At 67.9% G+C, this 19,517-nt stretch carries 24 protein-coding genes and 1 riboswitch; all 24 genes read left to right on the top strand.

Annotated elements, in window-relative coordinates; genetic code table 11:
- The first annotated feature begins 173 nt into the window (after window positions 1–173).
- A riboswitch (TPP riboswitch) is annotated at window positions 174–297 on the top strand.
- Window positions 298–531: 234 nt separating this feature from the next.
- The 24 genes from CFB46_RS05825 to CFB46_RS05940 all read left to right on the top strand — a co-directional run bounded on the left by CFB46_RS05825 (window position 532) and on the right by CFB46_RS05940 (window position 19,513).
- Complete coding sequence (locus CFB46_RS05825) at window positions 532–1,668, top strand: FAD-dependent oxidoreductase (protein WP_089499490.1); 1,137 nt, start codon at window positions 532–534, stop codon at window positions 1,666–1,668.
- A 32-nt stretch (window positions 1,669–1,700) separates the two neighbouring features.
- A complete protein-coding gene (thiS, locus tag CFB46_RS05830; RefSeq protein WP_027783340.1) occupies window positions 1,701–1,898 on the top strand; it encodes a sulfur carrier protein ThiS in 198 nt (65 codons plus the stop codon).
- A gap of 37 nt (window positions 1,899–1,935) precedes the next feature.
- Window positions 1,936–2,751 carry a thiazole synthase gene (locus tag CFB46_RS05835; RefSeq protein WP_027783341.1) on the top strand — a complete coding sequence of 272 codons (816 nt, stop codon included), beginning with the start codon at window positions 1,936–1,938 and terminating at the stop codon, window positions 2,749–2,751.
- Window positions 2,748–3,872 carry a thiamine phosphate synthase gene (thiE, locus tag CFB46_RS05840; protein ID WP_089499491.1) on the top strand — a complete coding sequence of 375 codons (1,125 nt, stop codon included), beginning with the start codon at window positions 2,748–2,750 and terminating at the stop codon, window positions 3,870–3,872. Before CFB46_RS05835 ends, thiE begins: the two co-directional genes overlap by 4 nt.
- Window positions 3,873–3,956: 84 nt before the next feature.
- The gene (locus CFB46_RS05845) at window positions 3,957–4,778 is read left to right on the top strand and encodes an ABC transporter ATP-binding protein (RefSeq protein ID WP_027783343.1); all 822 of its coding nucleotides are present in this window, start codon (window positions 3,957–3,959) and stop codon (window positions 4,776–4,778) included.
- A complete protein-coding gene (gene mlaE / locus CFB46_RS05850; protein ID WP_006486220.1) occupies window positions 4,775–5,542 on the top strand; it encodes a lipid asymmetry maintenance ABC transporter permease subunit MlaE in 768 nt (255 codons plus the stop codon). Before CFB46_RS05845 ends, mlaE begins: the two co-directional genes overlap by 4 nt.
- A 24-nt stretch (window positions 5,543–5,566) precedes the next feature.
- Window positions 5,567–6,145: an outer membrane lipid asymmetry maintenance protein MlaD gene (gene mlaD / locus CFB46_RS05855; protein WP_089499492.1), complete on the top strand. Its 579-nt coding sequence runs from the start codon at window positions 5,567–5,569 to the stop codon at window positions 6,143–6,145.
- Window positions 6,146–6,176: 31 nt separating this feature from the next.
- The gene (locus tag CFB46_RS05860) at window positions 6,177–7,148 is read left to right on the top strand and encodes an MlaA family lipoprotein (protein WP_089499561.1); all 972 of its coding nucleotides are present in this window, start codon (window positions 6,177–6,179) and stop codon (window positions 7,146–7,148) included.
- 111 nt (window positions 7,149–7,259) lie between these two features.
- Window positions 7,260–7,889 (top strand): MlaC/ttg2D family ABC transporter substrate-binding protein, encoded by a 630-nt coding sequence (locus tag CFB46_RS05865; RefSeq protein WP_034209874.1) that lies wholly within the window; start codon window positions 7,260–7,262, stop codon window positions 7,887–7,889.
- Complete coding sequence (locus tag CFB46_RS05870; RefSeq protein ID WP_027783347.1) at window positions 7,886–8,161, top strand: STAS domain-containing protein; 276 nt, start codon at window positions 7,886–7,888, stop codon at window positions 8,159–8,161. The genes CFB46_RS05865 and CFB46_RS05870 overlap by 4 nt, the downstream gene beginning before the upstream one ends.
- Window positions 8,162–8,353: 192 nt before the next feature.
- On the top strand, window positions 8,354–9,280 hold the full coding sequence (locus CFB46_RS05875; protein WP_027783348.1) for an ABC transporter ATP-binding protein: 927 nt from the start codon (window positions 8,354–8,356) through the stop codon (window positions 9,278–9,280).
- Window positions 9,277–10,098 (top strand): ABC transporter permease, encoded by an 822-nt coding sequence (locus CFB46_RS05880; protein ID WP_227789576.1) that lies wholly within the window; start codon window positions 9,277–9,279, stop codon window positions 10,096–10,098. The genes CFB46_RS05875 and CFB46_RS05880 overlap by 4 nt, the downstream gene beginning before the upstream one ends.
- A gap of 55 nt (window positions 10,099–10,153) precedes the next feature.
- The gene (locus CFB46_RS05885) at window positions 10,154–10,393 is read left to right on the top strand and encodes a BolA family protein (RefSeq protein ID WP_006477131.1); all 240 of its coding nucleotides are present in this window, start codon (window positions 10,154–10,156) and stop codon (window positions 10,391–10,393) included.
- 14 nt (window positions 10,394–10,407) lie between these two features.
- On the top strand, window positions 10,408–11,757 hold the full coding sequence (gene murA / locus CFB46_RS05890; RefSeq protein ID WP_089499493.1) for a UDP-N-acetylglucosamine 1-carboxyvinyltransferase: 1,350 nt from the start codon (window positions 10,408–10,410) through the stop codon (window positions 11,755–11,757).
- A complete protein-coding gene (gene hisG / locus CFB46_RS05895; protein WP_006477129.1) occupies window positions 11,754–12,407 on the top strand; it encodes an ATP phosphoribosyltransferase in 654 nt (217 codons plus the stop codon). The genes murA and hisG overlap by 4 nt, the downstream gene beginning before the upstream one ends.
- A 24-nt stretch (window positions 12,408–12,431) precedes the next feature.
- A complete protein-coding gene (gene hisD, locus CFB46_RS05900; RefSeq protein WP_089499494.1) occupies window positions 12,432–13,748 on the top strand; it encodes a histidinol dehydrogenase in 1,317 nt (438 codons plus the stop codon).
- A gap of 140 nt (window positions 13,749–13,888) precedes the next feature.
- Entirely contained in the window at window positions 13,889–14,962 is a 1,074-nt protein-coding gene (gene hisC, locus CFB46_RS05905; RefSeq protein WP_089499495.1) for a histidinol-phosphate transaminase, read from the top strand.
- Between the two features lie 65 nt (window positions 14,963–15,027).
- Window positions 15,028–15,615: an imidazoleglycerol-phosphate dehydratase HisB gene (hisB, locus tag CFB46_RS05910; RefSeq protein WP_011546606.1), complete on the top strand. Its 588-nt coding sequence runs from the start codon at window positions 15,028–15,030 to the stop codon at window positions 15,613–15,615.
- A gap of 62 nt (window positions 15,616–15,677) precedes the next feature.
- Window positions 15,678–16,298 (top strand): YchE family NAAT transporter, encoded by a 621-nt coding sequence (locus CFB46_RS05915; protein WP_006485349.1) that lies wholly within the window; start codon window positions 15,678–15,680, stop codon window positions 16,296–16,298.
- Window positions 16,295–16,936, top strand: a complete 642-nt coding sequence (gene hisH / locus CFB46_RS05920; RefSeq protein ID WP_027783354.1) for an imidazole glycerol phosphate synthase subunit HisH — start codon at window positions 16,295–16,297, stop codon at window positions 16,934–16,936. The genes CFB46_RS05915 and hisH overlap by 4 nt, the downstream gene beginning before the upstream one ends.
- A gap of 164 nt (window positions 16,937–17,100) precedes the next feature.
- Window positions 17,101–17,856, top strand: a complete 756-nt coding sequence (hisA, locus tag CFB46_RS05925) for a 1-(5-phosphoribosyl)-5-[(5-phosphoribosylamino)methylideneamino]imidazole-4-carboxamide isomerase (protein WP_027783355.1) — start codon at window positions 17,101–17,103, stop codon at window positions 17,854–17,856.
- 105 nt (window positions 17,857–17,961) lie between these two features.
- Window positions 17,962–18,735, top strand: coding sequence for an imidazole glycerol phosphate synthase subunit HisF (hisF, locus tag CFB46_RS05930; RefSeq protein ID WP_014898302.1), 774 nt, complete (start codon window positions 17,962–17,964; stop codon window positions 18,733–18,735).
- Window positions 18,735–19,151, top strand: coding sequence for a phosphoribosyl-AMP cyclohydrolase (gene hisI, locus CFB46_RS05935; RefSeq protein ID WP_027783357.1), 417 nt, complete (start codon window positions 18,735–18,737; stop codon window positions 19,149–19,151). Before hisF ends, hisI begins: the two co-directional genes overlap by 1 nt.
- Complete coding sequence (locus CFB46_RS05940; protein ID WP_027783358.1) at window positions 19,148–19,513, top strand: phosphoribosyl-ATP diphosphatase; 366 nt, start codon at window positions 19,148–19,150, stop codon at window positions 19,511–19,513. The genes hisI and CFB46_RS05940 overlap by 4 nt, the downstream gene beginning before the upstream one ends.
- The last annotated feature ends 4 nt before the right edge of the window (window positions 19,514–19,517 follow it).

The following is a 19,517-nucleotide window of genomic DNA, read 5'->3' on the forward strand; positions in this document are numbered from 1 at the left end:
CCGGATGGTCGCCCGTGCATCTTAAACGGCACTTAAAAACCGGCGGTGACGCGGCAACCGGCCGCTCGCGCGGCCGGCCTGCGGGCATTGTGCCAGAGCAGCGCGGCGGGCCGGCGAATTTGCCGCAAGGGGGACAGTTTGCGGCGCTTTCCGCTTTTATGGTCTAATGGCCGACGACGAAACAGGGGTGCTTCGTGGCGCGGCCGGCAGATGTTCCGGGCAGCGCGGCGAGGCTGAGAAAGACCCTTCGCACCCGATCCGGGTAATACCGGCGAGGGAAGTTTCTGATCCCGCCGGGCCGCGCTGGCCGCCATCCCACATGGTCAGCGCCCGAGTCCCGCCCGGCCGGCCTTTGCTGCCGGTTTCGTCCTTTTGGGTACGCGCGTTGCGCGTTACGGAAGGAATGATGACCGCTCAATCTTCAGTCTTTTGCGCTGTTCCCGATCTGCCGCCGTGTGCGTCTGCACGGGACGGCGCGTGTGCGTCCGCGTCAGTCGTACGGGCCCGCGTGCTTCGCGCGGAGGGCGCGCGATGAACGTCCGGGATGCACGGCCCGATTTCGCGGTGCTCGGCGGCGGCCTCGTCGGCCGCCTGATCGCGTGGCGGCTCGCCGGCGACGGACATCGCGTCGCGCTCTACGAGCGCGGCGGCCCGGACGGCGAGCAGTCGGCCGCGTGGATCGCGGCCGCCATGCTCGCGCCGCTCGCGGAAGCGGCGAGCGCGGAACTGCTGATCACCGAGCTCGGCGCCGCGTCGCTCGCGCGCTGGCCGCAGTGGCTCGCGGAATTGCCCGAACCCGTCTTTTTCCAGCATCACGGCACGCTCGTCGTCTGGCATCACGCGGACCGCGCGGAGGCGCCGCTGTTCGAGCGGCGCATACGCGCGAACGCGCCGGCCGAGCTGTTCGACGGCGGCTTCGTGACGCTCGCCGGCGCGCAGGTCGACGCGGCCGAACCCGCGCTCGCGGGCCGCTTCGCGCGCGGGCTGATGCTGCCGCGCGAAGGCCAGCTCGACAACCGCCAGGCGCTGCGCGCGCTCGCGGCCGGCCTCGCCGAACGCGGCGTCGCGCTGCACTGGCACGCGTCGGTCGACGACGCCAACCTGCCTGCCGCGCATTTCACGATCGATTGCCGCGGGCTCGGCGCGAAATCCGCGTTGCCCGCGCTGCGCGGCATCCGCGGAGAAGTCGCGCGCGTGCATGCGCCGGGCATCGGGCTCACGCGGCCCGTGCGGTTGCTGCATCCGCGCTATCCGCTGTACATCGCGCCGAAGCAGGACGATCTCTACGTGATCGGCGCGACCGAGGTGGAGGGCGAGGACATGTCGCCCGTCAGCGTGCGCTCCGCGCTCGAACTGCTGAGCGCGGCGTTCTCCGTGCATCCGGCGTTCGGCGAGGCGCGCATCCTCGAACTCAATGCGCAGTGCCGGCCGACGCTGCCCGATCATCGCCCGGCGGTGATCTGGGACGGCGCATCGACGCTCGCCGTCAACGGCCTGTACCGGCATGGCTTCATGATCGCGCCGGAAGTCGCGCAGGCGGCCGTCGCGTTCGCGCAGGCCGCACTCGGCGGGTCGCTCCGCGATGCCGACGCGTTCGCCGGGTGGCGCGCCGCCGCACGCTGGCCGACGCTCCTTCACCATCGCAACGACGCGCGCCAGCCGGCCTGATGCGCGCCGCCGACCGAATCCGACTCAGCCTCATGGATATCCAGATCAATCAACAGACCCTGACGCTGCCCGACGGCGCGACGGTGGCCGACGCGCTTGCCGCGTACGGCGCGCGTCCGCCGTACGCGGTGGCGCTGAACGGCAACTTCGTCGCGCGCACGCAGCATGCGGCGCGCGCGCTCGCGGCGGGCGACAAGCTCGACGTCGTGCACCCCGTCGCGGGCGGCTGAGCGCCGCCGCTTCGCCCCGCTCTTCCAGGAAAACGACATGACGTCCCACACCTCCGCCGATGCGCTGACGCTGTACGGCGTAACCTTCGCAAGCCGCGTGCTGCTCGGCACGTCGCGCTATCCGTCGCTGCAGTCGCTGTCCGATTCGATCGCCGCGTCGCACCCCGGAATGGTGACGGTCGCGCTGCGCCGCCAGATGACGGGCGGCACGGCCGAAGCCGGCTTCTTCGACCTGCTCAAGCGCCACGCGGTGCCGCTGCTGCCGAACACGGCCGGCTGCCAGACCGTCGCCGAAGCCGTGACGACCGCGCACATGGCGCGCGAGGTATTCGGCACCGACTGGATCAAGCTCGAACTGATCGGCGACGACTACACGCTGCAACCCGACCCGGTCGGGCTGATCGAAGCCGCCGCGCAACTGGTCAAGGACGGCTTCAAGGTGCTGCCGTACTGCACGGAGGATCTCGTGATCGGCCGGCGCCTGCTCGACGTCGGCTGCGAGGCGCTGATGCCCTGGGGTGCGCCGATCGGCACCGGCAAGGGCGTCGTGAATCCGTACGGCCTGCGCGTGCTGCGCGAGCGGCTGCCGGACGTGCCGCTGATCGTCGACGCGGGGCTCGGCGTGCCGTCGCACGCATGCCAGGTGATGGAGTGGGGTTTCGACGGTGTGCTGCTGAATACGGCCGTGTCGCAGGCCACGCACCCGGAGATCATGGCGCGCGCGTTTGCGCAGGGCGTCGAGGCCGGCCGCGCCGCGTATCTCGCCGGCCCGATGGACGCGCGCGAAACCGCGCACGCGAGCACGCCGGTCGTCGGGATGCCGTTCTGGCACCAGGACGGGGGCGGCGCATGAGCGCGCGTTTCGCCGATGCGTTCTGGCCGCCGGCCGACGAACTGGCCGAAGCGGCCGAGCGGATTCGCGCGCGGCTCGGCGACTGGCCGGACGGCGCGGCGCCGTGGCGGCTCTGCGTGGCGGCGCCCGACGTGCCGGCCGACGGCGACGTGCTGATCGTGTCGGCCGGCGATCGTGCCGCGCAGGCGCGTGCGTCGGCCGTGTCGCGGCCTGCGTCGCCGGGTGCGGTGGCGATCGAATTCGACGAGCAGGGCGCCGTGCTGCACGCGGCCGGCGTGCGCTATGCGCTCGACGCCGCGCATCCGCTCGCCGACGACTGGATCGCGGCGCTCGCCGCGTTCCTCGATTGCGGCTTCGCGCCGGTCGACGCGCTGGTGCTCGCGCTGGCATGGCGCGACGGCGACGAGACGCGCGCCGCCGACGCGTGGCCGGTGGACGCCGCACGATTCCCGCGCGTCGCCGGGCTGCCGCCCGCGCCTGAGCCCGCGTTCGCTCCGTGCCCCGCGCAGCTCGGCCTCTATCCGGTCGTGCCGAGCGCCGAATGGGTCGAGCGCGTGCTCGACGGCGGCGCGCGAACCGTGCAATTGCGCGTGAAAGACGCGACGCCGGACGCGCTGCGCCGGGAAATCGCGCGCGCGGTCGCGGCGGGGCGCCGTTATCCCGATGCGCGCGTGTTCATCAACGATCACTGGCAGATCGCCGTAGAAGAGGGTGCGTACGGCGTACATCTTGGCCAGGAGGACCTCGAAACGGCCGATCTGGCCGCGATCGCGCGCGCGGGCCTGCGGCTCGGACTTTCGAGTCACGGTTATTACGAGATATTGCGGGCATTGCACGAGCGGCCGAGCTACCTCGCGCTCGGCCCCGTGTACGCGACCGCCACCAAGGCGGTCGCCGCGCCGCCGCAGGGCCTTGCGCGAATTGCCCGCTACGCGCGCTTCGCGGGCGCGCGGGCGCCGCTCGTCGCGATCGGCGGAGTGGGGCTCGATGCGCTGCCGGCCGTGCTGGCGACGGGCGTCGGCAGCGTCGCCGTGGTCAGCGCGGTCACGGGCGCGGCCGACTATCGGACGGCGCTTATTGCACTGCAGCAGTGCTTTGCCGGACAATCTGACAATTATTGACCGCAGGGCCCGGAACGGCGTCACGACATCATTCCAATGCAGGCCCTATAATTCGGCGTTCTGCGTAAAAGGACTGTCCGCTCCGTGAGCCCCACTCCTCCCGAGACTCTGCTGGAACTTCGCGACGTCGACTTCGGCTACGGCGACCGCCTCGTCCTGTCCAACCTGAACCTGCGCTTCGGGCGTGGGCAGGTCGTCGCGGTCATGGGCGGCTCGGGTTGCGGCAAGACCACCGTGCTGCGCCTGATCGGCGGCCTGGTGCGCGCGCGCCGCGGCCAGGTGCTGTTCGACGGCGCCGATGTCGGCGCGCAAACGCGCGACGGCCTGTATGCGCTGCGTCGCAAGATGGGCATGCTGTTCCAGTTCGGCGCGCTGTTCACCGACATGTCGGTGTTCGAGAACGTCGCGTTCGCGCTGCGCGAGCATACCGACCTGCCCGAAGACCTGATCCGCGACCTGGTGCTGATGAAGCTGAACGCGGTCGGGCTGCGCGGCGCGCGCGACCTGATGCCGTCCGAGGTGTCGGGCGGGATGGCGCGCCGCATCGCGCTGGCGCGCGCGATCGCGCTCGATCCGCAGCTCATCATGTACGACGAGCCGTTCGCGGGCCTCGACCCGATCTCGCTCGGCATTACCGCGAACCTGATCCGCACGCTGAACCAGGCGCTCGGCGCGACGTCGATCCTCGTCACGCACGACGTGCCGGAATCGTTCGCGATCGCCGACTACGTGTATTTTCTGGCCAACGGCGGCGTGCTCGCGCAGGGCACGCCCGACGAGCTGCGCGCGTCGACCGATCCGAGCGTGCGGCAATTCATCGACGGCGCGCCGGACGGCCCGTTCAAATTTCACTACACGAGCCCGCCGCTGGCGGCGGATTTCGGGCTCGGCGGAGGGCGCGCATGATCAGCGCGATCGGACGTTACGTCATCGGCGGCCTCGAGCGGGCGGGCTACGGCACGCGCCTGTTCGTGCGCCTCGTGCTGGAATTCTTCCCGCTGCTGCGCCGGCCGCGGCTGGTCACGAAGCAGATCCACTTCCTCGGCAACTATTCGTTCGTGATCATTGCCGTGTCGGGGCTGTTCGTCGGCTTCGTGCTCGGCCTGCAGGGTTATTACACGCTGAACCGCTATGGTTCCGAGCAGGCGCTCGGCCTGCTGGTCGCGCTGTCGCTCGTGCGCGAGCTCGGGCCCGTCGTCACCGCGCTGCTGTTCGCGGGCCGCGCGGGCACGTCGCTCACGGCCGAGATCGGCCTGATGAAGGCCGGCGAGCAGCTCACCGCGCTCGAGATGATGGCGGTCGACCCGATCAAGAACGTGATCGCGCCGCGCATGTGGGCGGGCATCATCGCGATGCCGCTGCTGGCCGCGATCTTCAATGCGGTCGGCGTGCTCGGCGGCTACTTCGTCGGCGTCGTGCTGATCGGCGTCGATCCGGGCGCGTTCTGGTCGCAGATGCAGGGCGGGGTCCAGGTCTGGGCCGACGTCGGCAACGGCGTGATCAAGAGCATCGTGTTCGGTTTCGCCGTGACCTTCATTGCGCTGTACCAGGGGTATGAAGCGAAGCCCACGCCCGAAGGCGTGTCGCGCGCGACCACCAAGACGGTCGTGTTCGCGTCGCTCGCCGTACTCGGCCTCGATTTCCTGCTGACCGCGCTGATGTTCAGCTAAGCCTCAGCCAAGCCAAATTTTGGGATGACGATGAAAAAGACTGCTCTCGACTTCTGGGTCGGCCTGTTCGTGGTGGTGGGCTTCCTTGCGGTGCTGTTCCTGGCGCTGAAGGTCGGCAACATGAGCTCGCTGTCGTTTCAGCCGACCTACTCGGTGAGGATGAAATTCGACAATATCGGCGGGCTGAAGCCGCGCGCGGCCGTGAAGAGCGCCGGCGTCGTGGTCGGCCGCGTGAAATCGATCGGCTTCGACACGAACACCTACCAGGCGCTCGTCACGATCGACGTCGACGGCCAATACCCGTTCCCGAAGGATTCGTCGGCGAAGATCCTGACGTCGGGCCTGCTCGGCGAGCAATATATCGGCCTCGATCCGGGCGGTGACACCGAAATGCTGAAATCGGGCGATACGATCACGATGACGCAGTCGGCGATCGTGCTCGAGAACCTGATCGGCCAGTTCCTGTACAGCAAGGCCGCCGATGCGGGCGGTGCGAAGCCGGCAGCCGGCGCATCGGCCGCGCCGGCGGCTCCGGCCGCACCGGCCGCGCCGGCACCCGTGGCGATCCCGGCGTCGGCGGTGTCCGGTTCGGCCGGCCAATAACCACACGAGAGAAAACAAGAGGGTAATGACCATGCACACGATCCGCATCAGGCACGCCGCGCTGGCGATAGCGGCAGTCGCCGCGTTGAGCGGCTGCGCGACCGTGCAGACGCCGACCAAGGGCGATCCGCTCGAAGGCTTCAACCGGACGATGTACAAGTTCAACGACACGGTCGATACGTACGCGCTGAAACCGGTCGCCAAGGGCTACCAGTACGTGGTGCCGCAGCCGGTGCGCGAGAGCGTGACGAACTTCTTCTCGAACATCGGCGACGTCTACATCGCGGCGAACAACATCGTGCAGCTGCGGATCGCGGACGGCGTCGGCGACATCATGCGCGTCGTGATCAACACGGTGTTCGGCGTCGGCGGCCTGTTCGACGTCGCGACGATCGCGAAGCTGCCGAAGCACACGGCCGACTTCGGCATCACGATGGGCCGCTACGGCATGCCGTCGGGCCCGTACCTCGTGCTGCCGCTGCTCGGCCCGAGCACGCTGCGCGACACGGCCGGCCTGGGCGTCGACTACGTCGGCAACCCGCTCACCTACGTGAAGCCGGACGGCTTGAGCTGGGGCCTGTTCGGCGTGAACCTGGTCAACACGCGGTCGAACCTGCTCGGCGCGGGCGACGTGCTCGATGCCGCGGCGCTCGACAAGTATTCGTTCGTACGCAATGCGTACCTGCAGCGTCGCCAGATGCTGATCAGCAACGCGCGCGGCGAGGCCGCCACGACGTCGAGCAACGACGCGCTGCCGAAGTACGACCTGCCGGAAGACGGTGCGGCACCGGCGGCAGCCGGCGCGGCCGGTACGGCGGGCGCGGCCGCGGTGGGCGGCGCGGCGCCGGCGGGGGCATCGGGCGCTTCGGGCGCGGCAGTTGCCGCGCCGGCGTCGGGCACGGCCGACACGCCCAACCCGGCCAGCGAAACGAACGTGCCGGCAATGCAGGTGGCGCCGCCGTCGCCGGGCGGGTTCCGCTTCCCGAGCATCCGGCTGCACTGACGGGCTTACATTCGTTACAGCCGGAAACGATTCAGTCGGTGGCGTATGCGAACTTGCGCGTAAGCTACCTGCTCCAACCTTCGCATCGACTCATTCATGCAGGCTACTATGATGAAAAAACTGTTCCTGATCCCTGTTTTCGCGGCGCTGTTCTCGTTCGGCAGCGCAGCTCACGCGCAAGTCGACCAGTCGAACCCGCAGGCGCTGATCAAGACGGCGACGCAGCAGGTGCTCGACGAAGTCAAGCAGCAGACGATCAAGCAGGGCGACACCAACCGCATCATCACGATCGTCAACAAGGACATCCTGCCGTACACCGATTTCCGCCGCACCACGCAGCTCGCGATGGGCCGCAACTGGCGCACGGCGACGGCCGAGCAGCAGCAGCAGGTTCAGGAGCAGTTCAAGCTGCTGCTTATCCGCACGTATTCGGGCGCGCTCGCCCAGCTGAAGCCGGACCAGCAGATCCAGTACCCGCCGTTCCGCGCCGATCCGGCCGATACCGACGTCGTGGTCAAGACGGTGGCGATGAACAACGGCCAGCCGGTCCAGATCGACTACCGCCTGTACAAGACGGCGAACGGCTGGAAGGTGTATGACCTGAACGTGCTCGGCGCGTGGCTGATCCAGACGTACCAGCAACAGTTCAACGAGAAGATCCAGCAAAGCGGCGTGGACGGTCTGATCAAGTTCCTGTCGCAGCGGAACCAGGAACTTGCCGCGGGCAAGCAAGCGTCGTGAGCGGCTTCGCAGCCGGTTCCTCGCTGACCGTCGCGAGCGCGAAGTCCGCGCTCGCGGACGGTCTTGCGCGCATCGGCGGCGGCGCGACCGCCGTCGATTGCGCGGCGCTGACGCAGTTCGACTCGTCCGCGCTCGCCGTGCTGCTCGCATGGCAACGTGCCGCCCAAGCGCGCGGCGCAGCCCTCGACATCCTCAATCTCCCTCCGAAGCTCGCCAGCCTCGCGCGCGCCTACGGCGTCGACGCGCTCATCGACGGCACCGGGCGACATTGACCCTGTCCGACCGAAGCCTGCCGCGCCAGCCGGCGCGCGCACGCTTCAGGCCGCGCGCCGTCGGCGCCGGTTCCCCCAGCCGGTTTGCCCTATAATCAAGCGTTTTGCGGGGCAGCCAATCGGCGTCCGGCCCCCATTTTCTTTCGCAGCAAGCACAGAATAGGCGTCGCGGCCCCTGCGTCGCGCACAGTCATGTCAGCCATAGAAATCCGTCACGTCAAGAAGCGCTACAAGTCGCTTCAGGCGCTCAAGGGCGTCAGCCTGTCGGTCGAGGAAGGCGAGTTTTTCGGTCTGCTCGGCCCCAACGGCGCAGGCAAGACCACGCTCATCAGTATCCTCGCCGGGCTCGCCCGGGCCGACGAAGGCAGTATCTCGGTGCGCGGTCACGACGTCGTCCAGGACTTCCGCAGTGCGCGCCGCGCACTCGGCGTCGTTCCGCAGGAACTCGTTTTCGACCCGTTCTTCACCGTCCGCGAGACGCTGCGGATCCAGTCCGGCTATTTCGGGCTGCGCCGCAACGACGACTGGATCGATGAAGTGATGGCCAATCTCGATCTCACCGAGAAAGCCGACGCGAACATGCGCGCGCTGTCGGGCGGGATGAAGCGCCGCGTGCTCGTCGCGCAGGCGCTCGTGCACCGGCCGCCCGTGATCGTGCTCGACGAGCCGACCGCCGGCGTCGACGTCGAATTGCGCCAGACGCTGTGGAAGTTCATCTCGCGCCTGAACCGCGAGGGTCACACGATCGTGCTGACCACCCATTACCTCGAGGAAGCCGAGTCGCTGTGCGACCGCATCGCGATGCTGCGTCGTGGCGAAGTCGTCGCGCTCGAGCGCACCGACGCGCTGCTGCGCCGCTTCGCGGGCCTGCAGCTGTACCTGCGGCTCGCGACGGGCGCGCTGCCGGCCGAGCTGCGCGGGCTGGAAACCGACCCGGCCGCGCGCGCGCCGGGCGAGCACCTGCTGCGCCTCGCGAGCTACGACGAGGTCGAACGCATCCTCGCGCAATGCCGCACGGCGGGCTGCACGTTCGACGAGATCGAGGTCCGCAAGGCCGACCTCGAGGACGTGTTCGTCCAGGTGATGAACGGGGCAGAAGTCGTCGAGGGTCTGGCATGAATCAACACTCCCCACGCGAACTGGGTTCGCTGCCGTCCGAGGGGACGGCCCGGCCCGTGCCGGGAAGCGGGTTTCGAACGCTGTTCTACAAGGAACTGCTGCGTTTCTGGAAGGTGTCGTTCCAGACGGTGCTCGCGCCGATCGTCACGGCGCTGCTGTATCTGACGATCTTCGGCCATGCGCTGTCGGGCCGCGTCGAGGTCTATCCCGGCGTCGAATACGTGAGCTTTCTCGTGCCGGGCCTCGTGATGATGAGCGTGCTGCAGAACGCGTTCGCGAACAGCTCGTCGTCGCTGATCCAGTCGAAGATCACCGGCAACCTCGTGTTCATGCTGCTGCCGCCGCTGTCGTACCGCGACATCTTCGGCGCGTACGTGCTCGCGTCCGTCGTGCGCGGGCTCGCGGTCGGCGCCGGCGTGTTCGTCGTGACGATCTGGTTTATCCCGATGCACTTCGCGGCGCCGCTGTTCATCATTGCGTTCGCGCTGCTCGGCTCGGCGATCCTCGGCACGCTCGGCCTGATCGCCGGGATCTGGGCCGAGAAGTTCGACCAGCTCGCCGCGTTCCAGAACTTCCTGATCATGCCGCTGACGTTCCTGTCCGGCGTGTTCTATTCGACGCACTCGCTGCCGCCCGTGTGGCGCGAAGTGTCGCGTCTCAACCCGTTTTTCTACATGATCGACGGCTTTCGTTTCGGGTTCTTCGGCGCGTCCGACATCAACCCGTTCGCGAGCCTCGCGATCGTCACCGGTTTCTTCGTGCTGCTCGCGCTGATCGCGATGCGGCTGCTCGCGACCGGCTACAAACTGCGTCATTGATATCGACAGGCCGCGGCCGCTTCAAGGCGGTGCGCGCCGACAGGAGCCTTACACCATGTTGCCGACTCCCGAACAGGTCAAGCAATACATCGCCGGCGGTCTCGCCTGCACGCATCTGGAAGTCGAAGGCGACGGCCAGCATTTCTTCGCGACGATCGTGTCGGCGGCCTTCGAAGGCAAGCGGCCGATCCAGCGGCACCAGCTCGTCTATGCGGCGCTCGGCGATCGCATGAAGCAGGAAATTCACGCGCTCAGCATGAAGACGCTGACGCCCGCCGAATGGCAGAACGCATAAACGGAAATCACTGAGTGCAAGTCACCGCCAACGAGCGCGACGCCGTCCAGAGCGTCGCCACGGCACACCCGGCCGCCAACGGGGAATCGCAGGGACAGGGGATGGACAAGCTCGTGATCGAAGGCGGCCGCCGCCTGTCGGGCGAGATCGTCGTGTCGGGCGCGAAGAACGCCGCGTTGCCGATCCTCTGCGCGGGGCTGCTCAGCGCCGAGCCGGTCGAGCTCGACAACGTGCCGAACCTGAAGGACGTGCGCACCACGCTGAAGGTGCTGAACCAGATGGGCGTGAAGAGCGAGACCGACGGCTGCCGCGTGCAGCTCGACGCGTCGCGCGTCGACAACCTCGTCGCGCCGTACGAGCTCGTGAAGACGATGCGCGCATCGATCCTCGTGCTCGGGCCGCTGCTCGCGCGTTTCGGCGAGGCGAAGGTGTCGCTGCCGGGCGGCTGCGCGATCGGCGCGCGGCCGGTCGACCAGCACATCAAGGGCCTGCAGGCGATGGGCGCCGAGATCAGCATCGAGCACGGCTTCATCGAAGCGCGCGCGAAGCGCCTGAAGGGCGCGCGCATCGTGACCGACATGATCACGGTGACGGGGACCGAAAACCTGCTGATGGCCGCGACGCTCGCCGACGGCGAGACGGTGATCGAAAACGCCGCGCGCGAGCCGGAAGTGAGCGATCTCGCACACTTGCTGGTCGCGATGGGCGCGAAAATCGACGGCATCGGCACCGACCGCCTCGTGATCCAGGGCGTCGAGCGGTTGCACGGCGCGCGCCATTCGGTGATCCCCGACCGCATCGAGGCCGGCACGTTCCTGTGCGCGGTCGCGGCGGCCGGCGGCGACGTGAGGCTGACGGGCGTGCGCCCGCACATCCTCGACGCGGTGATCGACAAGCTGCGCGAAGCGGGCGTGTCGATCGAGGAAGGCGACAGCTGGCTGCGCGTGAAGATGGACCGCCGCCCGTCGGCGGTGACGATCCGCACGTCGGAATACCCGGCGTTCCCGACCGACATGCAGGCGCAGTTCATGGCCCTCAATACGGTCGCGGCGGGCACCGCGCAGGTCGTCGAGACCATTTTCGAGAACCGCTTCATGCATGTGCAGGAGCTGAACCGGCTCGGCGCGAACATCACGATCGACGGCAACACGGCGCTCGTGACGGGTGTCGAGAAGCTGTCGGGCGCGAACGTGATGGCGACCGACCTGCGTGCGTCGGCGAGCCTCGTGATCGCCGGGCTGCGCGCCGACGGCGAAACGCTCGTCGACCGCATCTATCACCTGGACCGCGGCTACGACCGCATGGAAACCAAACTGACCGCCGTCGGCGCGAACGTGCGCCGCCTTTCCGGGAGCCAAGCATGACCGCGCCGCTGACCCTCGCCCTGTCGAAGGGCCGGATTTTCGAGGAAACCCTGCCGCTGCTGGCCGCCGCCGGCGTGCAGGTGGCCGAGGATCCGGAAACGTCGCGCAAGCTGATCCTGCCGACGACCGATCCGAACCTGCGCGTGATCATCGTGCGCGCGAGCGACGTGCCGACCTACGTCGAATACGGCGCGGCCGATTTCGGCGTGGCCGGCAAGGACGTGCTGGTCGAGCACGGCGGTTCGGGCCTGTACCAGCCGATCGATCTGAACATTGCGCGCTGCCGGATGTCGGTGGCCGTGCCGGCCGGATTCGACTACGCGAACGCGGTGCGCCAGGGCGCGCGCCTGCGGGTCGCGACGAAATACGTCGAAACGGCGCGCGAACACTTTGCCGCGAAGGGCGTGCACGTCGACCTGATCAAGCTGTACGGCTCGATGGAACTGGCGCCGCTGGTCGGGCTGGCCGACGCGATCGTCGACCTCGTCAGCTCGGGCGGCACGCTGAAGGCGAACAATCTGGTCGAGGTCGAGGAGATCATGGCGATCTCGTCGCGCCTCGTCGTGAACCAGGCCGCGCTCAAGCTGAAGCGCGCGGCGCTCAAGCCGATCCTCGACGCGTTCGAACGCGCGTCGCAGAATGGCGGTTGAGCGCATCACCGTAACGGAACTCCCATGTCCATCACCATCCGCAAGCTCGATTCGACGAACGAAGGCTTCGGCGCCGCCCTGCGCGCCGTGCTCGCGTTCGAGGCGAGCGAAGACGAAGCGATCGAGCAATCGGTCGCGCAGATCCTCGCCGACGTGAAGTCGCGCGGCGACGCCGCGGTGCTCGAGTACACGAACCGCTTCGACCGGCTGAGCGCGGACAGCGTCGCCGCGCTCGAACTGCCACAGGACGCGCTGCAGACGGCGCTCGACGGCCTCGCGCCGAAGGCGCGCGCGGCGCTGGAAGCGGCCGCGGCGCGGGTGCGCGCGTACCACGAGAAGCAGAAGATCGAGTGCGGCACGCATAGCTGGCAGTACACGGAAAGCGACGGCACGGTGCTCGGCCAGAAGGTCACGCCGCTCGACCGCGTCGGCCTGTACGTGCCGGGCGGCAAGGCCGCGTATCCGTCGTCGGTGCTGATGAACGCGATTCCCGCGCGCGTCGCGGGGGTGGGCGAGATCATCATGGTCGTGCCGACGCCGGACGGCGTGAAGAACGACCTCGTGCTCGCCGCGGCGCTGCTCGGCGGCGTCGATCGCGTGTTCACGATCGGCGGCGCGCAGGCGGTCGGCGCGCTCGCGTACGGCACGGCGACGGTGCCGGCCGTCGACAAGATCTGCGGCCCCGGCAACGCGTACGTCGCGTCGGCGAAGCGCCGCGTATTCGGCACGGTCGGCATCGACATGATCGCCGGGCCGTCGGAAATCCTCGTGCTGTGCGACGGCACGACCGATCCGAATTGGGTGGCGATGGACCTGTTCTCGCAGGCCGAGCACGACGAACTCGCGCAGTCGATCCTGCTGTGCCCGGACGGTGCGTTCCTCGATCGCGTCGAGAAGGCGATCGACGAGCTGCTGCCGACGATGCCGCGCCAGGACGTGATCCGTGCGTCGCTCGAGGGCCGCGGCGCGCTGATCAAGGTGCGCGACATGGCCGAGGCGTGCCGGATCGCGAACGACATCGCGCCGGAACACCTCGAAATCTCGGCGCTGGAGCCGCAGCAATGGGGCCAGCAGATCCGCCATGCGGGCGCGATCTTCCTCGGCCGCTATACGAGCGAGAGCCTCGGCGACTACTGCGCGGGCCCGAACCACGTGCTGCCGACGTCGCGCACCGCGCGCTTCTCGTCGCCGCTCGGCGTGTACGACTTCATCAAGCGCTCGAGCCTGATCGAGGTCAGCGCGGAAGGCGCGCAGACGCTCGGCGAGATCGCGTCCGAGCTCGCATACGGCGAAGGGCTGCAGGCGCACGCGAGAAGCGCCGAGTTCCGGATGAAGGGCTGACCGCGCATTGTGCGCGGCCGGGCGGGCGCCGAGGCGCCGGCGCCGGCGGCGCCCGGATCGAGGCAGGAGACGAGTGCAGGGCGGCAGCCGCCGCCTTGCCGACCATCTGATGCCGGCGCGACGCACGCCGGCTTGAAACCATGACGACGCCACAAGACATCATCCGCCGCGACGTGCTCGCGATGACGAGCTATCCGGTTCCCGACGCGAGCGGGTTCGTGAAGCTCGACGCGATGGAGAACCCGTATCCGCTGCCGGCGCCGCTCGCCGCGGCGCTCGGCGAGCGGCTCGCGCAGGTCGCGCTGAACCGCTACCCGGCGCCACGCCCGGCCGCGCTGCTCGACAAGCTGCGCCACGCGATGCGCGTGCCGGCCGGCTGCGACATCCTGCTCGGCAACGGTTCCGACGAAATCATCAGCATGATCGCGGTCGCCTGCGCGCAGCCGGGCGCGAAGGTGCTCGCGCCGGTGCCGGGCTTCGTGATGTACGAGCTCTCGGCAAAGCTCGCGCAGCTCGAATTCGTCGGCGTGCCGCTGAAGGCCGACCTGACGCTCGACGTCGACGCGATGCTCGCGGCGATCGCGGAGCACCGGCCGGCGATCGTCTATCTCGCGTATCCGAACAACCCCACCGGCACGCTGTACGACGATGCCGACGTCGAGCGGATCGTCGCGGCCGCGCGGCATAGCCTGATCGTGATCGACGAGGCCTACCAGCCGTTCGCCGGGCGTTCGTGGTTGCCGCGCGCCGGCGAGTTCGACAACGTCGTCGTGATGCGCACGGTGTCGAAGCTCGGCCTCGCGGGTATCCGCCTCGGCTATCTCGTCGGCTCGCCCGCATGGCTGAACGAATTCGACAAGGTGCGCCCGCCGTACAACATCAACGTGCTGACCCAGGCGAGCGCCGATTTCCTGCTCGACCACCTCGACGTGCTCGATGCTCAGGCGGCCGAATTGCGCGCGGAGCGCGCGCGCCTCGCGCAGGCGGTGGCCGCGCTGCCGGGCGCGACGGTGTTCCCGAGCGCCGCCAATTTCCTGCTGGTGCGCGTGCCGGACGCGGCTGCCGTGTTCGATGCGCTGCTCACCGAGCGGGTGCTGGTCAAAAACGTGAGTAAAATGCATCCATTATTGGCCGAATGCGTGCGGCTGACCGTCGGTTCTCCCGACGAAAACGCCCGCCTGCTGGCCGCCCTGAAACTCGCGCTGCCCGGTTGAGCCCCGTGCGCGGCGGCGCGCGACGATCAATCCCCATTTACATCAGACTCAATCAAGGAATTGCCATGCGTGTGGCGGAAGTCGTTCGCAATACCAGCGAAACGCAGATCCGTGTGAAGCTCGATCTCGACGGCACCGGCCGGCAGAAGCTGGCCACCGGCGTGCCGTTTCTCGACCATATGCTCGACCAGATCGCGCGACACGGTCTGGTCGATCTCGAGGTCGAAGCGCATGGCGACACGCATATCGACGATCACCACACGGTCGAGGACGTCGGCATCACGCTTGGCCAGGCCGTCGCGAAGGCGATCGGCGATCGCAAGGGCATCCGCCGCTACGGCCATTCGTACGTGCCGCTCGACGAGGCGCTGTCGCGCGTCGTGATCGACTTCTCGGGCCGGCCCGGCCTCGAATTCCACGTGCCGTTCACGCGCGCGCGGATCGGCACGTTCGACGTCGACCTGTCGATCGAGTTCTTCCGCGGGTTCGTGAATCACGCGGGCGTCACGCTGCACATCGACAACCTGCGCGGGATCAACGCGCACCATCAGCTCGAGACGGTGTTCAAGGCCTTCGGCCGCGCGCTGCGCGCGGCGGTGGAGCTCGACGAGCGCGCGGCGGGGCAGATTCCGTCGACGAAAGGAAGCCTCTGAACGTCCGAACGGACGGACACTAAGGACAACCTCACGGCTTCGGCGCGCGGCGCCGGCTTGCGATGGATCTGCTCAAATCGTTCATTTCGCTGCTCGCGCTGATCAATCCGGTCGGCGCGGTGCCGTTCTTCCTGAGCCTGACGGCGCAGCAGACGGACGACGAGCGGCGGCGCACGATCCGGATCGCATCGGTGTCGGTGTTCTGCGTGATGACGGTGACCGCGCTGCTCGGACAGCAGATCATCAACTTCTTCGGCATTTCGGTCGGCTCGCTCGAAGTGGGCGGCGGGATCATCATGCTGCTGATGGCGATCAACATGCTGAACGCGCAGATCGGCAACACGCGATCGACGCCGGAGGAGCGCCACGAAGCCGAGCTGAAGGACAACATCGCGGTCGTGCCGCTGGCGATTCCGCTGCTCACGGGCCCCGGCTCGATCAGCACGGTGATCATCTATGCGGCGAACGCGCATCACTGGTATGAGCGGGCCGGGCTGGTCGCGATCGGCGCGGTCCTGGCTTTTCTGTGTTTCGTCGCGATGCGGCTCGCCGAGCCGATCGCGAACTGGATCGGCCGCACCGGCATCAACATCGCCACGCGGCTGATGGGTCTGATGCTGTCGGCGCTGGCGGTGGAATTCATCGTCAATGGACTGAGGGCGCTACTGCCTGCACTGAGATGAAAACTTCGATTGCGATTGTGGATTATGGGATGGGCAACCTGCGCTCGGTCGCGCAGGCGCTCAAGAAGGCCGAACCGGCCGCCGACGTGGCGATCGTCGACACGCCGGCCGCGATTCGAGCGGCCGACCGCGTCGTGCTGCCCGGCCAGGGCGCGATGCCCGACTGCATGCGCTGCCTCGGCGAATCGGGCCTGCAGGAGGCCGTGATCGAGGCGTCGCGTACGAAGCCGCTGCTCGGCGTGTGCGTCGGCGAGCAGATGCTGTTCGACTGGAGTGCGGAAGGCGACACGAAGGGCCTCGGCCTGTTGCCCGGCAAGGTCGTGCGCTTCGAGCTCGACGGCCGGTTGCAGGACGACGGCTCGCGCTTCAAGGTGCCGCAGATGGGCTGGAACCGCGTGCGTCAGGCGCAGCCGCACCCGCTGTGGGACGGCGTGCCCGACGACGCGTATTTCTACTTCGTGCACAGCTATTACGTCACGCCGGACAACCCGGCGCATACGGTTGGCGAAACGGCCTACGGCGCGCCGTTTACGTCCGCGGTCGCGCGGGACAATCTCTTCGCGACCCAATTCCACCCTGAGAAAAGCGCGGAGGTCGGGTTGCGTCTGTATCGCAACTTCGTACACTGGAAACCGTAAAACGTGGTGCGCGAGCCACAGTCGAACTGGCCGAACGGCCTGTCGCGCGGGGCTTGCCCGCTTAAGCGCCGAAAGAGTTGTACTAAACTAGCGAGACGGCGCGGCACCGGTTTGGCCGGTACGCGCCGGATTCTTTTCATTTTCCACGACGACACCCGATTGCTATGTTGCTGATTCCGGCCATCGACCTCAAAGACGGTCAGTGTGTGCGCCTCAAACAGGGCGATATGGACCAGGCCACGATTTTCTCCGAGGACCCGGCGGCGATGGCCCGCAAGTGGGTCGATCTCGGCGCCCGGCGGCTCCATCTCGTCGACCTGAACGGCGCATTCGCCGGCAAGCCGAAGAATCTCGAGGCGATCGAAGCGATCCTCGAAGAAGTCGGCGACGAAATTCCCGTACAGCTCGGCGGCGGCATCCGCAGCCTCGAGACGATCGAGAAGTATCTCGACGCCGGCCTGTCCTATGTGATCATCGGCACCGCCGCGGTGAAGAACCCTGGCTTTCTGCAGGACGCGTGCACCGCGTTCGCCGGCAGCATCATCGTCGGGCTGGACGCGAAGGACGGCAAGGTCGCGACCGACGGCTGGAGCAAGCTGACCGGCCACGAGGTGATCGATCTCGCGAAGAAGTTCGAGGACTACGGCGTCGAATCGATCGTCTATACGGACATCGGCCGCGACGGGATGCTGCAGGGCATCAACATCGACGCGACCGTGAAGCTCGCGCAGGCGGTCGGCATCCCGGTGATCGCCAGCGGCGGCCTGTCGAACCTCACGGATATCGAGAGCCTGTGCGAGGTGGAAGAGCACGGCGTCGAAGGCGTGATCTGCGGCCGTGCGATCTACTCCGGCGATCTCGATTTCGCGGCCGCGCAAAAGCGCGCGGACGAACTGAACGGCGAACTCGACAACGCGTAACCGCGGTTGTCCGTTCGCCGGGGCTGCTCACGGGCGGCCCCGACCGGAAGCCTCGCGCGAGGCTTCCGCAACCGGCCGTCCCAACGCGGCATTTGGCGCAACATCATGGCTCTAGCTAAACGCATCATCCCCTGCCTGGACGTGACCGCCGGGCGTGTCGTCAAGGGCGTCAATTTCGTCGAGCTGCGCGACGCCGGCGACCCCGTCGAAATCGCCCGCCGCTACGATGACCAGGGCGCCGACGAACTGACTTTCCTCGACATCACCGCGACGTCCGACCAGCGCGACCTGATCCTGCCGATCATCGAGGCCGTCGCGTCGCAGGTGTTCATTCCGCTGACCGTCGGCGGCGGCGTGCGCGCCGTCGAGGACGTACGGCGCCTGCTGAACGCGGGCGCGGACAAGGTCAGCATGAATTCGTCGGCGGTCGCGAATCCGCAGCTCGTGCGCGACGCAGCCGACAAGTACGGCTCGCAGTGCATCGTCGTCGCGATCGACGCGAAGCGCGTATCGGCCGACGGCGAGACGCCGCGCTGGGAAGTGTTCACGCACGGCGGCCGCAAGAACACGGGCCTCGATGCGATCGAATGGGCGCGCAAGATGGCCGAGCTCGGCGCGGGCGAGATCCTGCTCACGAGCATGGACCGCGACGGCACGAAGTCGGGCTTCGACCTCGCACTCACGCGCGGCGTGTCGGACGCGGTGCCGGTGCCGGTGATCGCCTCGGGCGGCGTCGGCTGCCTGCAGGATCTCGCGGACGGCATCAAGGACGGCCGCGCCGACGCGGTGCTGGCCGCGAGCATCTTCCACTACGGCGAGCACACGGTCGGCGAGGCGAAGCGCTTCATGTCCGACCAGGGCATCCCGGTGAGGCTGTGATGAATACGGAAACGAAATCCCTGCCCGCGTGGCTCGACAAGGTCCGCTGGGACGACAACGGCCTCGTGCCGGTGATCGCGCAGGAAGCGTCGACGAACGACGTGCTGATGTTCGCGTGGATGAACCGCGAGGCGCTCGCGAAGACGATCGAGACGCAGCGCGCGGTCTATTATTCGCGTTCGCGCAAGCGCCTGTGGTTCAAGGGCGAGGAGTCGGGCCACGTGCAGCACGTGCACGAGGTGCGGCTCGACTGCGACGAGGACGTCGTGCTGCTGAAGGTCGAGCAGGTGTCGGGCATCGCGTGCCACACCGGCCGGCATTCGTGCTTCTTCCAGAAATTCGAAGGTACCGTGGACAGCGGCGACTGGGTCGCGGTCGAGCCGGTGCTGAAAGACCCCGAACACATCTACAAATGACGCAATCGACCGAAGACACGCTGCTGCGCCTCGCGGCCGTGATCGATAGCCGCAAGGGCGGCGATCCCGATCAATCGTACGTGTCGCGCCTGTTTCACAAGGGCGACGACGCGGTGCTGAAGAAGATCGGCGAAGAGGCGACGGAAGTCGTGCTGGCCGCGAAGGACGTGCGCCAGGGCGGCGCGCCGGGCGCGCTCGTCGGCGAGGTGGCCGACCTGTGGTTCCACTGCCTCGTGATGCTGTCGCATTTCGACCTGAGCCCGGCCGACGTGATCGCCGAACTCGAGCGCCGCGAAGGCTTGTCGGGCATCGAGGAAAAAGCGCTGCGCAAGCGCCGCGAGCGCGAGGAAAACGGCGGGTGACACG

The organism is Burkholderia sp. HI2761 (assembly GCF_002223355.1).
GTDB lineage: Bacteria > Pseudomonadota > Gammaproteobacteria > Burkholderiales > Burkholderiaceae > Burkholderia.

Bases quoted from the DNA above. Each gene is read 5' to 3' on its own strand.
- hisF (WP_014898302.1), top strand. From the start codon at position 17,962: ATGGCTCTAGCTAAACGCATCATCCCCTGCCTGGACGTGACCGCCGGG.
- CFB46_RS05915 (WP_006485349.1), top strand. From the start codon at position 15,678: ATGGATCTGCTCAAATCGTTCATTTCGCTGCTCGCGCTGATCAATCCG.
- hisG (WP_006477129.1), top strand. From the start codon at position 11,754: ATGACCGCGCCGCTGACCCTCGCCCTGTCGAAGGGCCGGATTTTCGAG.
- CFB46_RS05860 (WP_089499561.1), top strand. From the start codon at position 6,177: ATGCACACGATCCGCATCAGGCACGCCGCGCTGGCGATAGCGGCAGTC.
- hisH (WP_027783354.1), top strand. From the start codon at position 16,295: ATGAAAACTTCGATTGCGATTGTGGATTATGGGATGGGCAACCTGCGC.
- thiE (WP_089499491.1), top strand. From the start codon at position 2,748: ATGAGCGCGCGTTTCGCCGATGCGTTCTGGCCGCCGGCCGACGAACTG.
- thiS (WP_027783340.1), top strand. From the start codon at position 1,701: ATGGATATCCAGATCAATCAACAGACCCTGACGCTGCCCGACGGCGCG.
- CFB46_RS05880 (WP_227789576.1), top strand. From the start codon at position 9,277: ATGAATCAACACTCCCCACGCGAACTGGGTTCGCTGCCGTCCGAGGGG.
- hisC (WP_089499495.1), top strand. From the start codon at position 13,889: ATGACGACGCCACAAGACATCATCCGCCGCGACGTGCTCGCGATGACG.
- mlaD (WP_089499492.1), top strand. From the start codon at position 5,567: ATGACGATGAAAAAGACTGCTCTCGACTTCTGGGTCGGCCTGTTCGTG.
- CFB46_RS05940 (WP_027783358.1), top strand. From the start codon at position 19,148: ATGACGCAATCGACCGAAGACACGCTGCTGCGCCTCGCGGCCGTGATC.
- CFB46_RS05835 (WP_027783341.1), top strand. From the start codon at position 1,936: ATGACGTCCCACACCTCCGCCGATGCGCTGACGCTGTACGGCGTAACC.
- hisB (WP_011546606.1), top strand. From the start codon at position 15,028: ATGCGTGTGGCGGAAGTCGTTCGCAATACCAGCGAAACGCAGATCCGT.
- CFB46_RS05885 (WP_006477131.1), top strand. From the start codon at position 10,154: ATGTTGCCGACTCCCGAACAGGTCAAGCAATACATCGCCGGCGGTCTC.
- CFB46_RS05865 (WP_034209874.1), top strand. From the start codon at position 7,260: ATGAAAAAACTGTTCCTGATCCCTGTTTTCGCGGCGCTGTTCTCGTTC.
- hisD (WP_089499494.1), top strand. From the start codon at position 12,432: ATGTCCATCACCATCCGCAAGCTCGATTCGACGAACGAAGGCTTCGGC.
- hisI (WP_027783357.1), top strand. From the start codon at position 18,735: ATGAATACGGAAACGAAATCCCTGCCCGCGTGGCTCGACAAGGTCCGC.
- CFB46_RS05825 (WP_089499490.1), top strand. From the start codon at position 532: ATGAACGTCCGGGATGCACGGCCCGATTTCGCGGTGCTCGGCGGCGGC.
- hisA (WP_027783355.1), top strand. From the start codon at position 17,101: ATGTTGCTGATTCCGGCCATCGACCTCAAAGACGGTCAGTGTGTGCGC.
- CFB46_RS05875 (WP_027783348.1), top strand. From the start codon at position 8,354: ATGTCAGCCATAGAAATCCGTCACGTCAAGAAGCGCTACAAGTCGCTT.
- mlaE (WP_006486220.1), top strand. From the start codon at position 4,775: ATGATCAGCGCGATCGGACGTTACGTCATCGGCGGCCTCGAGCGGGCG.